11 protein-coding genes, 1 tRNA gene and 1 pseudogene are annotated in these 12774 nt (G+C 72.0%); 2 read left to right on the top strand and 11 right to left on the bottom strand.

The window, feature by feature from the left end; translation table 11 throughout:
* Positions 1-24: 24 nt before the first annotated feature.
* From ACFY9I_RS05160 to ACFY9I_RS05170, 3 genes are read right to left on the bottom strand one after another with little or no spacing between them, the layout of a single operon-like run.
* Positions 25-405: a type II toxin-antitoxin system death-on-curing family toxin gene (locus ACFY9I_RS05160; RefSeq protein ID WP_390996819.1), complete on the bottom strand. Its 381-nt coding sequence runs from the start codon at positions 403-405 to the stop codon at positions 25-27.
* Positions 402-602: a ribbon-helix-helix protein, CopG family gene (locus tag ACFY9I_RS05165; protein WP_037710693.1), complete on the bottom strand. Its 201-nt coding sequence runs from the start codon at positions 600-602 to the stop codon at positions 402-404. The genes ACFY9I_RS05160 and ACFY9I_RS05165 overlap by 4 nt, the downstream gene beginning before the upstream one ends.
* Before the next feature lie 46 nt (positions 603-648).
* Complete coding sequence (locus ACFY9I_RS05170) at positions 649-2139, bottom strand: MFS transporter (protein WP_390996821.1); 1491 nt, start codon at positions 2137-2139, stop codon at positions 649-651.
* A gap of 218 nt (positions 2140-2357) precedes the next feature.
* Here ACFY9I_RS05170 and ACFY9I_RS05175 point away from each other — a divergent pair.
* Positions 2358-2429: transfer RNA gene (locus tag ACFY9I_RS05175), tRNA-Cys, on the top strand.
* 84 nt (positions 2430-2513) lie between these two features.
* On the opposite strand, the gene ACFY9I_RS05180 is transcribed toward ACFY9I_RS05175, so the two are convergent.
* The 7 genes and pseudogenes from ACFY9I_RS05180 to ACFY9I_RS05210 form a co-directional block, all read right to left on the bottom strand.
* Entirely contained in the window at positions 2514-3125 is a 612-nt protein-coding gene (locus ACFY9I_RS05180) for an SUKH-4 family immunity protein (RefSeq protein ID WP_390996824.1), read from the bottom strand.
* 180 nt (positions 3126-3305) lie between these two features.
* Entirely contained in the window at positions 3306-5621 is a 2316-nt protein-coding gene (locus ACFY9I_RS05185) for a molybdopterin cofactor-binding domain-containing protein (protein WP_390996826.1), read from the bottom strand.
* A complete protein-coding gene (locus ACFY9I_RS05190; protein WP_390996829.1) occupies positions 5618-7699 on the bottom strand; it encodes a 2Fe-2S iron-sulfur cluster-binding protein in 2082 nt (693 codons plus the stop codon). The genes ACFY9I_RS05185 and ACFY9I_RS05190 overlap by 4 nt, the downstream gene beginning before the upstream one ends.
* Complete coding sequence (locus tag ACFY9I_RS05195) at positions 7696-8589, bottom strand: FAD binding domain-containing protein (RefSeq protein WP_390996832.1); 894 nt, start codon at positions 8587-8589, stop codon at positions 7696-7698. The genes ACFY9I_RS05190 and ACFY9I_RS05195 overlap by 4 nt, the downstream gene beginning before the upstream one ends.
* Positions 8590-8866: 277 nt before the next feature.
* Positions 8867-9563, bottom strand: a pseudogene (locus tag ACFY9I_RS05200) (family 20 glycosylhydrolase); the annotation flags it as partial.
* Between the two features lie 30 nt (positions 9564-9593).
* Positions 9594-9872 (bottom strand): DUF3039 domain-containing protein, encoded by a 279-nt coding sequence (locus tag ACFY9I_RS05205; protein ID WP_390996835.1) that lies wholly within the window; start codon positions 9870-9872, stop codon positions 9594-9596.
* Between the two features lie 29 nt (positions 9873-9901).
* On the bottom strand, positions 9902-10474 hold the full coding sequence (locus tag ACFY9I_RS05210; protein WP_390996837.1) for a YqgE/AlgH family protein: 573 nt from the start codon (positions 10472-10474) through the stop codon (positions 9902-9904).
* 310 nt (positions 10475-10784) lie between these two features.
* On the opposite strand from ACFY9I_RS05210, the gene murA reads away from it, so the two are divergent.
* On the top strand, positions 10785-12131 hold the full coding sequence (murA, locus tag ACFY9I_RS05215) for a UDP-N-acetylglucosamine 1-carboxyvinyltransferase (RefSeq protein WP_390996840.1): 1347 nt from the start codon (positions 10785-10787) through the stop codon (positions 12129-12131).
* Between the two features lie 143 nt (positions 12132-12274).
* Here the strand turns inward: murA and ACFY9I_RS05220 are convergent, their stop codons facing one another.
* Entirely contained in the window at positions 12275-12556 is a 282-nt protein-coding gene (locus ACFY9I_RS05220; protein WP_005486790.1) for an HU family DNA-binding protein, read from the bottom strand.
* Positions 12557-12774: the final 218 nt, after the last annotated feature.

Raw genomic sequence — 12774 nt, forward strand, 5'->3', positions numbered from 1 at the left:
GAGGATGGGACCGAGGTCACATCGCTACTCGGCCAGGTCCCGCAGCGCCTCGGAAATGACCTTGACCTCGTCGAGAGTACCGGTGGAGACGGCGATGACCAGGCGCTCCGCCGCATCGATGTCCGGCCGCAACTGCACCCCGTTCATCGCGAGGAAGACGACGCAGGACACCCAGGCCGTGCGCTTGTTCCCGTCCAGGAAAGGGTGGTTGATCGCCAGCGACTGCAACAGCGCCGCCGCCTTGTCGAACAGGTCGGTGTAGGCCTCCTGCCCGAACATCGCGGCCGATGGGCGGTGCACGGCGGATTCCAGCAGGCCGGCATCGCGCACGACGACGGCCTGGTCATCCACTGCGTGTTCGGCGATGGCCAGGACGTCCTCGGCCGAGAGGTAGACACAGCTCACTTCAGCCGCTCCAGCAGCTCCGCCCACTTGACGGTCTGCTCCTTGGCGGCCTTGCGGACCAGCGCCTCGTGAGCCGTCCTGGCCAGGTAGTCGTCCACGGCCCTCAGCAGTATGGCGTGCATGCTCGTGCCCTCCTCCTCGGCGCGCAGCTTCAGGGCTTCCGTCTGGTCATCGCGGAGACGCAGGTTCATAGCCATACCAAAACGGTACCACCGGGTGGGGTCACATCGGTACCAGCTTCAGCTAGCGAGCCCGCAACCGCGTCGTCACCCAAGCCCCCACCAACGCCACCCCCGCCATCGGCAGGAACACCGCCACGAAGGCGGCCGGGTGGGACGCCGCGCCGGTCGTCGTGGTGGCCGCGTGACCGACCGCTCCACCGCCCAGCGCGGCGAAGGCGGCGCCCCCCGCCGCGAGGAGCAGCGCGTTGGTGAGCCCGTCGGAGATCTGCAGCGCGGCGGAGTTGGTGCCCGCTTCCTCCGGGGCGGAGAGCTGGAGCAGCAGCACGCTGGTGGAGGAGATGACGAGCCCCATCCCGAAGCACCCGAAGGCCCAGGCGACGGCCACGATCCACACCGGAACGGAGTCGACCAGCGCCCCTGGCAGCGTGCTGATCGCCGCCGCGACCAGCACCATCCCCACCGTCATCAGCCGCTCCCGGTACGGCTCCACCCGCGCCCGTGCCTGCACCCACGACCCCAGCGCCCAGGTCGCCCCACCGGCCGCCAGCGAGAACCCGGCGAGCGTCGGCGACAGCCCCCGCTGGGTCACCAGCATCAGCGGCACGAACGACTCGGCCGCCACGAACGAGCCCGCCGCCACCCCCCGCAGCAACACCACCGACGGCAGCCCCCGCACCGCCCGGTACGTCCCCCTCGGCAACAGCCCCGCCACGGCCGGTACGAGGAGTCCGGCCCCCGCGACCGCCGGCACCAGCGACCACCACCGCAGGTCCTGAGCCGCGTACTGCAACAGTCCGGCCCCGAGCGAGATACCGAAGGCGAGCCGGATACGACGGCGGTCGAAGGAGAGGGAAGGGGCAGAGGCTGAGGCGGAGGCTGAAGTGCCCCTCCCGGCAGCGGAATCGACCGGCCCTGCAGCCCGTCGCCGTATCTGCGGCAGCGCCAGCCCCAGCGGCAGGAGCACCAGCGCCGGGATCCCCAGGAACACCCAGCGCCAGCCCAGCTGTTCCGTCACCGCGCCCGAGGCGAGCGGACCGACCACGGAGGGGATGACCCAACTGGCCGCGAAGGCCGCCATGATCGAGGGCCGCAGCCGCTCCGGGTACGCCCGGCCGACCACGACGTACAGCGCGACGATCACCAGTCCGCCGCCGAGCCCCTGCACGGCCCGCCCGAGGACGAAGAGCCACATCGCTCCGGCCGTCCCGGACAGCACCAGCCCGGCCGCGAAGGCACCGATCCCCGCCGTCAGCGGCCCCAGCGGCCCCCGCCGGTCCGCCCACTGCCCCGCCAGCACCATCCCTAACAGACTCGTCGTGAAGTACGCCGAGAACGCGAACCCGTACACCGAGATGCCGTCCAGCTCCCGCGCCGCGACCGGCATGGCCGTCCCGACCGCCATGGCCTCGAACGCGATAAGCAGCACGACCGAGACGATCCCGATACTGAGCCCCCGGTAGGAGCGGCTCAGCACGCTCTCCTCACCGTCGGCGACCGGCGTCGGGGCAGGGCTCTGCGTGACATCCGTGCCACGCGGTTCGGAATCGGCCATGCGAGCCAGCGTAAGGGGCACGACAGCCTTTCGCCCCTGTCCAAAGTCCCCCACCCCCCAGGACCTTGGTCGTACGCCCTCCGTCCCTGAAGACTATGAACGGCGTATGGCAGTCCCGTTGCAGCACCCCCACCACCCTTGAGCCCCGACCCGAGCCTGCCTACGGTCGACACATCGAGTTCGGAGCGACAAGCCCACCGGCCCCAAGCTCCCGACCCGGCCGTGTGCCCGAGTGGCTTAGGGACTCGCCTGCAAAGCGAGTTACGTGGGTTCGAATCCCGCCGCGGCCTCCGTACGACGACGGGTTGACCGCATCTCCAGCGGTCGGCCCATCGTCGTGTGCCGTGGCGGGCTCGCATGCACGGCCCTGCGGGTCAGAGTTCCGCGCAGGCCTCGTTGCGCAGGCGCTCGACCCAGCAACCCGACGCCGTCCCCTCGCGCTTCTCGCGGTGCAGCAGCCACAGCTTGAAGGCGAGAGTGGAGAGGTCGGCGTTCAGCGGACAGAGGGTCGACTCCGGCTCGCTCCAGTTGAGGATGGCGCCGGTGGCACCGTCGACCACAAGGCTGTTGCCCTCGACGAAGTGGCCGAGGCGAATCAAGTGGGCTGCCCGGGGCGGGAGTTGCTCGATGGGGAAGTCGGGCCGCTCGCCCGCGTAGTACTCGGCGAGAGTCGGGAGCGGGACGTCCGTGTCCAGCTCGAAGAAGCCGTGGTCCTCGGGCAGGCCCATGTCCCGCAGAAAGCGGCGGGTCGGCTCGTGGGTGAGCGTGGCCGGGAAGTCGAAGTCCTCGAAGCACCACACCTTGCTCTGGCCGAACTCCTCGTCGAGCAGCCGGGCGGGCAGGTCCAGCGCCAGGCCCGAGCGGGTGACCGGCCCTCCGGTCAGCACCGCCAGGTCGTTCAGTCGGTTCACGGCGTCCAGGTCGTTCAGGTTGTTCAGGTTGTTCAGGTCCGTCAGGCCCATGGTCCCCATCGTCATAGTGCTCATGGCTCCCCCCAGCACATGGTTCGCAGCGCGCTTCCCCCGGTGAGACCTCCACAGCCGCCGAACGGTTGTCGTTCCCACCGCCAAGAACCATACGCCGCCCCACTGACAACGCCCGACGTACGCGTGAACAAGCTCGAACAGGTACGAAGAGGCACCTGGAACGGCCGCTCCCGGGGCCGCCTACGCCCCCGTCACCACCGCCGCCTGGGGCCGGATCGGCAGGCGGTTCACGGGACGGCCCGTGGCCGCCCGCACCGCCGCCGCGATGGCCGCCGGAGACGTGACCACCGGCACCGCACTGGCCGCCTTCGCCCCGAAGGGGGCCACGACGTCACGCTCCTCCACCAGTTTGACGATCTGGATGTCGGGGGCGTCGAGGGCGGTGGGCAGGGCGTAGCCGGTCAGGTCGGGGTGGCGGATCAGACCGCGGGGGGTGCGCAGGTTCTCGGTGAGGGCGATGCCGACGCCCTGGGTGACACCCGCCTCGATCCGCGCGTCGAGCTGTGCCGGGTTGAGGACCCGGCCCACGTCCTGGGCGACGGCCAGCTCCACCACCCGTACCGAGCCGAGTTCGATGTCGACGTCGACCACGGCCCGGATCGCGCAGAAGGCCATGCCCACGAACGCGTCGCCCTGGCCGGCGTCGTCCAGCGGCTCGGTGGGGTGCGGGCGGCACTGGGCGGTGGCCCACAGTTCCTTGCCGTCCAGCGCCTCGGCGACGGTGGTGGACAGGACGCCGTCGTACGACGTGATCTTGCCGTCGGTGATCTGGAGCAGTTCGGTGGACATGCCGAACTTGTGCGCCAGCGGCTGGAGCAGTTGGGTGCGGACCATCTTGGCCGCGCGCTCGACCGCGCCACCGGAGACCCAGGTGTGACGGCCCCGGCAGCCCGCGCCGGCCGGGGGCTGGTCGGTGTCGACCTGGGCGATGTGGACCTCGTCGATACCGAGGGTCTCCTGCACGATCTGCCGGGCCAGGGTGGAGAAGCCCTGGCCGGTGTCGACGGCGGCGCAGAGCACGGTCGCGATGCCGTCGTGGACCTTAACGGTGGCGGTGGAGACCTCGTCCGCGCCCTCGGCGCCGAGCATGTGGACCATGCCCAGGCCGTAGCCGACGCCCCGGCGGACCGCGCCCGGCTCGCCCGCGCCCTCGGGGCCACCGGGCAGCAGCCACTCCTCCTCGGGGGTGTCCTTGGGCAGCGCCGGGAGCGGGAACTCCTGCACCGCCTGGAGCAGTTCGGCGACCGGGGCCGGGCAGGTCACCGACTGGCCCGTCGGCAGCACGTCACCGGTGGACATCACATTGCGCATGCGCAGTTCCGCCGGGTCGAGGCCCAGCTTCTTCGCCAGCTTGTCCATCTGGGCCTCGTACGCGGCGCAGACCTGCATCGCGCCCTCGCCGCGCACATGGCCCGACGGCGGGTTGTTCGTCCGTACCGCCCAGCCCTCGATGAAGGCGTTGGGGACGACGTACGGGCCGCAGGCGAACGAGACGGCGGCGGCCAGGGCCTCCGAGGACGTGTCGGCGTACGCGCCCGCGTCGAGCAGGATCTGCGCCTCGACCTTGACCAGCTTGCCCTCGGCGTCCGCGTGGTGGCGGTAGCGCAGCAGGGTGGGGTGGCGGTGGGCGTGGCCGAGGAAGGACTCCTCGCGGGTGGCCGTCAGCTTGACGGGGCAGCCGGTCTTCAGGGCGAGCAGGCCGAGCGGAAGCTGGAAGCCCTGGTCCTCGCGGTCGGCGGTGGCACCGGGGACTCCGGTGACGACGATCTTGACGCGGTCGGGGGCCAGGCCGTAGCAGGCGGCGGCCGCGTCGCGGTCGGCGTGCGGGTCGGTGGAGGCCACGTACAGCTCGACGCCGCCGTCGGGGCGGGGCACGGCGAGGCCGGCCTCGGCTCCGATGGGGGCCGGGTCCGCGCGGCCGATGCGGTACTGGCCCTCGACGACGATCTGGCCGGCCGCGTTCGGGTCGCCGTGGCGCAGCGGGATGTGCCGGATCAGGTTGCCGTCGGGGTGCAGGGGCTCGGCCTCGAAGGCCTGCTCCGGGTCGATCACCGGGTCGAGTACCTCGTACTCGACGATGACGGCGGCGGCGGCCATCCGCGCGGTGTCCGGGTGGTCGGCGGCGACGGCGGCGATGGGCTCGCCGTGGTGGCGCACGACCTCGGAGGCGAACAGGGGCCGGTCGGCCTTGCCGCGCCCGTGCAGGGTGACGCCCGGCACGTCCTCGTGGGTGACGACGGCCCGTACGCCGGGCATCTCACGCGCGTGGGACGTGTCGATGGACACGATGCGCGCGTGCGGGTGGGGCGAGCGGAGCACGGCGGCCCACAGCAGGCCCTCGGCCCACAGGTCGGCCGCGTAGGGGAAGGTGCCCTCCGACTTGGCGCGCGCGTCGGCGGACGGCAGGGACACGCCCAGACCGTGCGGCAACGGCTCCGGGGCCGGTGCGGCCTCCCCGGGGCTCACGGGCGTCGCGATGACGGTTTCGTTGCTCACGCCTGGCCTCCGTCCTGGCCGAACGACCGGCCCTGACCGCCGTACGAGTCGTCCTGGCCCTCGAAGGACTGGTCCTGGCCGCCGTACGTGTCGCCCTGGCCACCGAAGGACTGGTCCTGACCGCCGAAGGACTGGTCCTGACCGCCGTACGAGGTGTCGCCCTGCCCGTCGAAGGACTGGCCCTGACCGCCGTACGTGTCACCGTGGCCAACGAACGACTGGCCCTGGCCCCCGTAGGTGTCGCCTTGCCCACCGAAGGACTGGCCCTGACCGCCGTACGTGTCACCCTGGCCCTCGAACGACTGGCCCTGACCGCCGTACGTGTCACCCTGGCCCTCGAACGACTGGCCCTGACCGCCGTACGTGTCGCCCTGGCCACCGAAGGACTGGTTCTGACCGCCGTACGAGTCGTCCTGACCGGTGAACGACAGCCCTTGGCCGCCGTAGGACTGGTCGGGGTCGTGCGGTGTCTGAGGTGGCGTTCCCTGGGAGTCGTACGCCGCCTGGTTCACGCCGCCCGCGCCGGGGCCCGCCTGGTGCGGGATGCGGGCCTCTTCGGTGTCCGCGCCGGTCTCGTTCTCGGCGGTGGTGTGCGCCTCGCGTTCGGCGACGACCTCGCGGACGGCCGAGAGCACGCCCCGGTAGCCGGAGCAGCGGCAGAGGTTGCCGCAGAGGGCCTGGCGGGTCTCCAGGTCGGTGGGCGCGGGGTTGCCCTCGAGCAGGTCGTGCACGGTCATCGCCATGCCGGGCACGCAGAAACCGCACTGGACGGCGCCGCACCGGGCGAGGGCCCGCTGCACGTCCGAGGGCTGTCCGTCGGCGGCCAGGCCCTCCACGGTGCGCACCTCGCTGCCCGCGGCGGTGACGGCGGGGACCAGGCAGGACGCCACGAGCCGGCCGTCGACCTGCACGTTGCAGGCGCCGCACTCGCCCTGCGAGCAGCCGTCCTTGGCGCCCGCGAGGCCGAGGCGCTCGCGCAGCACGTAGAGCAACGACTCTCCGATCCAGGCGTCGCTCACGGGCCGTTCGGTGCCGTTGACGCGCAGGACGAACGAGGCGAGGGGGTGGTCGTCGTGCGGGGGCGCGAGGGGCTGCTCGGCCGGGGCCGGCTCCCCCTCCGCCTCGGCGTCGGAGGCCTCGGCGGTACCGGGCTCCTCGGACGCCGGCTCCGACTCCTCGCGGCCCTCGGCCGCAGTATCGCCCTCACCGATCGGCTCAGCGGGCTCCTGGGCGGCCTCGGGGGCCTCCCCGGCGCTCTCGGGGGCCGGTTCGCCGTACGGCCCCCCAGGGGCCTCGGAGGGCGCCCCAGGGGCTTCCGGGGTCTCCTGGGGCACGCCGGGCGCGCCGCCCCCGGGCCCACGGTCCTCGACCGCGTGCGACCCGGGTCCGTGCGCTTCGGCCCCACGCGCATCGATCCCGTGCTCGCCGACTCCGTGCTCGCCGGCCTCGCGCCCGTCGGTCCGGTGCTCCTCGGGCCGGGTGGGCGGCGGGGCGGTCCACGCCGTACCGATCTGCTCGGTCGCCCAGGGCGCGGGGGCGCCGCCGGGGAGAGTGGCGGGCGGGGTGCCGCCCCACTGCTCGACGAGGGCCGAGGCGCTGAACTCCCCGGATTCGTCCGGAAGATCACCCCCGGCGACCGGAATCGACCACTCACCGGTCACGTCATGACCGGGAGCGGTGTTCTCCTGTGCGGCCGGCTCCTCGAACGTCCACTGCCCGGTCGAGCCGGGGTTGTACGTGAACCCGTCCTGCGTCGGGGGCTGCGGCTGTCCGGCGTTGGGGTCGTGCCAGTGGGCGCCCTCGGCGGGCATCGCCCACTCGCCCGGGGTCGACGGGTCGGTCCCGGCGGTGTGGGCCGTGTTCGCCGTGTGGCCGAGGTTCGACGTTATCTGCGGCGGCACATAGCCGTGACCGGGCGCGGCCAGCGGGCTGTCGGCGGCGAGGAGCGCGTCGATGCCCCCTTCCGGGAGCTGCACGAAGGTGGTGGCGCCGTCGTCGTAGTCGCCCTGCGGCAGTCGCTCCCAGCCGCTCTGGCCCCCCTGCTGCGGGGTGCCCTCTCCGTGCTGGTCGTCGGTCACGACAGTGCCCTCCCCAGTGCTCGTCGGGCCAGCGCGGCGACGGTGCGCCGCAGGTGCAGTACGGCGGGCGGAAGCGGTGGTACGGAGCCGTCGACCTCGGGGGCCGGGTCGGGGATGCATGCGGCGGCGACGTACTCGCCGAAGGCCTGGAGCGCCTCGGGCACCAGGGTGCGCTCACCGTCCCAGTCGATGAGCTGACCGACCCACGCCTCGGCGTCCAGCGGGCGCAGCGGCATCGGCGCTATGGCTCCGACGGCGCACCGCACCCCGCGCCGGGCGGGGTCGAGGACGAGGGCGACGGAGGCGACCGCGCGGCCGGGGCCGGTGCGCCCGGTGGCCTTCAGGAAGACCTGGGGGGCGTGCAGCAGCGGCACGCGCACGAAGCCGATGAGTTCGCCGGGGCGCAGCATCTCCATGCCGGCCAGCAGGTGCGAGACGGGCATCTCACGGCGGGCCCCGCCCGAGCCCGCGATGATCAGCGTGGCCTCCAGGGCGGCGAGCACGGGCAGCGCGTCCCCGGTGGGGGCGGCCGTCGCGATGTTGCCGCCGAGGGTGCCGGCGTTGCGGATCTGTGGTGGTCCGGCGGCGCGCGCGGCGGCGGCGAGCGCCGGAATGAGCGCCGCGAAGTCCGGGCGCCCCATCCGGGCGTGCGTCAGCCCGGCGCCGAGCAAGGCGTGTCCGTCCTGGTACTGCCAGCCGCGGATCTCGCTGATCTTGCCGAGGCCGACCAGCGCGGCAGGCCTGAGCTGCCCCGAGTTGACCGCGGCCATGAGGTCCGTGCCGCCCGCCACCGGAACAGCCCAGGGCATGGCGGCGAGGGCCGCCACGGCCTCGTCCAGCGAGCCGGGCAGGGTCACGGCCTGCGCCGCCTGCGGTGCGTGCGTGGTCAAACCGGCTGCCCCTTCCCGCTGCCCCACCTGGTCCGCCTGTGTTGCCGTACGGTACGTGCTGACGGGGCGGACGTGGCAACTCTGGCACATTCTCGCGAGGCCCGAACGCGGGGGTCCGCCGGGAGGCATGCGTCCACCCCACCCGAGAGGTGGTCCGTTTTGGCAGAACTTAACCAGTAGGCGTGAATTGCCACTTCCGGCAACTCTTGCCTCTCTTGCTCCCCTGGGGTCACCGTCGCAGGGCACGCGCTTTCGGTCCTACGGGTTCGCCGCCGCCTCACACGTTCGGGGGCGCCCCCTCGATCGGGCGTCCGAGCACCCCGCGCCCGCGCTGCCACGGAAAGCGGTCCCGAAGGCGGCCGATAACCGACTCCCAGGGCGTCATGTCGCCGGCAGTGGGTCGTCATCCGGCACTCGAAGTCCGCGAGGTCCCGCTCGGCCGGCGCAGGCAGCCGACTCCAGGCACCTCGGTGAAGGCCGCCGGGCGCGGGAACGTCTGGTAGTCCACCCGTGCGGGGTCCTCCATCACCTCGGTGCACACGTTGCCCCGGGTGCCAGCACATGCCGGGCCTCCTCGGGCGTCAACTCCGGGGGCACCGACTCGAATCGGAAGACGTCTCCAGAGTGCGTACGTAGCCGATCGGCACCGGCTCGTCGGGGCCGCCGTCCTGACGGTGGTCCAGGTACACCTGCCGCTAGGGGCACATGACCACGTCGTGACCCGAGCGGGCTGCCGTGACGCCGACCGCGCAGCCCCGTCAGGACGTCACGGCCGCCCCCGGCGCGAGGCGGCCCTCCACGATCTCGTCCCATCCGATCAGGCGACGCCCGCGCGCGGTCGGCCAGTTGTCGAGGTGCCGGACGGACCACGACTGCGGCTCCTTCTCGTCCGCGAGCCCCGGCGCCCGTATGCGAGCCCGCGCGGCGACCGACGCCCTCCACTGGCCCTGGGGGCACTCGTCACCGCCGACGTGACGGTGCTCCCCGAGTCGGCCGTGCCCGTCCTACTTCTTGTCGCCGTTGTCGTCGCCGCCCGCGCCGAGGGACTCGAAGATCTCCTTGCACATGGGGCACACGGGATACTTCTTCGGGTCACGGCCCGGGACCCACACCTTGCCGCACAACGCCACGACGGGCGTGCCGTCGAGGGCGCTCGCCATGATCTTGTCCTTCTGGACGTAGTGGGCGAAGCGCTCGTGGTCACCGTCACCATGCGACACCTGCGGCGTCGGCTCGACGAGGGTCCCCGTACCAGTACCGCGCTCGGGCTCAAGAGTGCTCATGACGCCAAGGGTACTGAAGGCCACGGACATCAGTTGAGCGAAGGGTCGTCCGGATAGGTGGCCACCATCGCGAGTTCGCTGCGCTGGCGGCGCAGAACCTCGCGCCAGAGTCTCTCCGGGGAGGGTGAGGAGACGTCGCCCGGTTCGGACTCGACGACGTACCAGGCGCCCTCCGCCAGTTCGTCCTCCAACTGGCCCGGGCCCCAGCCCGCGTAGCCGGCGAAGATGCGCAGCGAGCCGAGCGCGGAGGCCAGCAGTTCGGGCGGGGCCTCCAGGTCGACCAGGCCGATCGCGCCGTGGACGCGCCGCCAGCCGAGCGGCGTGCGGTCCACGGAGCCGCCGCCCGGTATCACCGCGACACCGAGCGCCGAGTCCAGTGCCACGGGGCCGCCCTGGAAGACGACTCCCGGTTCGCCGGCGAGTTCCGCCCAGCCCTCCAGGATGTCGCCGACATCCACCGGGGTCGGGCGGTTCAGGACCACCCCGAGCGAGCCCTCCTCGTCGTGGTCGAGGAGCAGCACCACCGCGCGGTCGAAGTTCGGGTCCGCCAGGGCGGGCGTGGCCACGAGCAGTCGCCCTGTGAGCGAGGACACCTCGGTCATGCCAGACATGATCCCGCATCCGGCCCGCGCGGGGGGAGCCAACGCCGCTGGCGACGTGAACCCAGCTCACGGCGTGGGGAAGCGGCCGGGGCGCACATCGGTGACGGTCACCCCTTGTGCCCGGCGGTGAACGGTTCGTGTTGTGGCGATTCCATGACGTGGCTGAGAAGCACTTGGGCTTACGGAAGGGGGGTGGGCGGCGATTACGCTAGCTCTCCGGCCCACGCCGCGACGGCCCCGCACAACGGGACCGGCGGACGGCCCCCCATGCCGGAAAGCCCTCTGCCCAACTCCACGGAACGCGAGATTCATGACCGTCAACGGCTCTGACGACGTACTGCTTGTACACGGCGGCACCCCGCTCAGTGGCGAGATCCGTGTCCGCGGTGCGAAGAACCTCGTACCCAAGGCCATGGTCGCCGCGCTGCTCGGCAGCGGTCCGAGCCGGCTGCGCAACGTGCCCGACATCCGCGACGTGCGGGTCGTGCGCGGGCTGCTGCAGCTCCATGGCGTAACGGTCCGCCCGGGTGACGAGCCGGGCGAGCTGGTGATGGACCCGACGAACGTGGAGAGCGCGAACGTCGCCGACATCGACGCCCACGCCGGTTCGTCGCGCATCCCGATCCTGTTCTGCGGCCCCCTCCTGCACCGCCTCGGCCATGCCTTCATCCCCGGTCTCGGCGGGTGCGACATCGGCGGCCGGCCGATCGACTTCCACTTCGAGGTGCTGCGGCAGTTCGGCGCGAAGATCGAGAAGCGCGAGGACGGCCAGTACCTGGAGGCGCCGCGACGGCTGCGGGGTACGAAGATCCAGCTGCCGTACCCGTCCGTGGGCGCGACGGAGCAGGTACTGCTGACCGCCGTCCTCGCGGAGGGCGTCACTGAGCTCTCGAACGCGGCGATCGAGCCGGAGATCGAGGACCTCATCTGCGTGCTGCAGAAGATGGGCGCCATCATCGCGATGGACACCGACCGCACGATCCGCATCACCGGTGTGGACTCGCTCGGCGGCTACAACCACAAGGCCCTCCCCGACCGCCTGGAGGCCGCGTCCTGGGCGTCCGCCGCGCTGGCGACCGAGGGCGACATCTACGTCCGGGGCGCCCAGCAGCGCTCGATGATGACGTTCCTGAACACCTACCGGAAGGTGGGCGGCGCCTTCGAGATCGACGACGAGGGCATCCGCTTCTGGCACCCCGGCGGTCAGCTCAAGTCGATCGCTCTGGAGACGGACGTCCACCCCGGCTTCCAGACCGACTGGCAGCAGCCCCTGGTGGTGGCCCTCACCCAGGCCACCGGCCTCTCGATCGTCCACGAGACGGTCTACGAGTCCCGTCTGGGCTTCACCTCGGCCCTGAACCAGATGGGCGCGCACATCCAGCTCTACCGCGAGTGCCTCGGCGGCTCCGACTGCCGCTTCGGGCAGCGCAACTTCCTGCACTCCGCCGTGGTCTCCGGCCCCACCCGCCTCCAGGGCGCCGATCTGGTCATCCCCGACCTCCGCGGCGGCTTCTCCTACCTCATCGCGGCGCTGGCGGCCCAGGGAACCTCCAGGGTCCACGGCATCGAACTGATCAACCGCGGCTACGAGAACTTCATGGAGAAGCTCGTGGAGCTCGGCGCGAAGGTGGAACTGCCGGGCAAGGCACTGGGCTAGGGAGCGCGGGAACTGCGCGACCAGCCACGACGGACCCGCAGCCCAGTCTCACGCCGATGGGGGCGGCACCCCGGATTCCGGGTGCCGCCCCCATCAGGCGTTCTACGCGCCGTACACCATCCCGTGAGAGACGGACGGCAAGGTTACTTGCCCTTGGCCGCTTCCTTGAGCTTGCTGCCCGCGGAGACCTTGACGCTGTAGCCAGCCGGGATCTGGATCGGGTCGCCGGTCTGCGGGTTGCGCGCGGTGCGAGCGGCACGGTGGGTGCGCTCGAAGGTCAGGAAGCCGGGGATGGTGACCTTCTCGTCGCCCTTGGCGACGATGTCGCCGACGACCTCGGCGAACGCGGCCAGCACGGCGTCGGCGTCCTTGCGGGTCACCTCGGCGCGGTCGGCCAGCGCGGCCACCAGCTCACTGCGGTTCATGTTGTTACTCCCGTGTTCTTCTTGCCGTTGAGGCGGACCCGGGTCCGTCGTCAGACCCAACGCCCAGAGACGCATCCTGCACTCACCTGCGGCGGGAAAGCCAATCCGGCACCCCTGGGGAGTCACACGGACACCCTTGGGAGTCACACGGAAAGCGCCACCATCGCCACGGTGACGCGACGTCCGCTCACACAGCGGACGGTAGGGCCCGGCAGGCC

Origin of the sequence: Streptomyces sp. NPDC012510, from assembly GCF_042955065.1 — a bacterium.
GTDB lineage: Bacteria > Actinomycetota > Actinomycetes > Streptomycetales > Streptomycetaceae > Streptomyces.

Bases quoted from the DNA above. Each gene is read 5' to 3' on its own strand.
- ACFY9I_RS05165 (WP_037710693.1), bottom strand. From the start codon at position 602: ATGGCTATGAACCTGCGTCTCCGCGATGACCAGACGGAAGCCCTGAAG.
- ACFY9I_RS05170 (WP_390996821.1), bottom strand. From the start codon at position 2,139: ATGGCCGATTCCGAACCGCGTGGCACGGATGTCACGCAGAGCCCTGCC.
- ACFY9I_RS05180 (WP_390996824.1), bottom strand. From the start codon at position 3,125: ATGAGCACTATGACGATGGGGACCATGGGCCTGACGGACCTGAACAAC.
- ACFY9I_RS05205 (WP_390996835.1), bottom strand. From the start codon at position 9,872: ATGAGCACTCTTGAGCCCGAGCGCGGTACTGGTACGGGGACCCTCGTC.
- ACFY9I_RS05210 (WP_390996837.1), bottom strand. From the start codon at position 10,474: ATGACCGAGGTGTCCTCGCTCACAGGGCGACTGCTCGTGGCCACGCCC.
- murA (WP_390996840.1), top strand. From the start codon at position 10,785: ATGACCGTCAACGGCTCTGACGACGTACTGCTTGTACACGGCGGCACC.
- ACFY9I_RS05220 (WP_005486790.1), bottom strand. From the start codon at position 12,556: ATGAACCGCAGTGAGCTGGTGGCCGCGCTGGCCGACCGCGCCGAGGTG.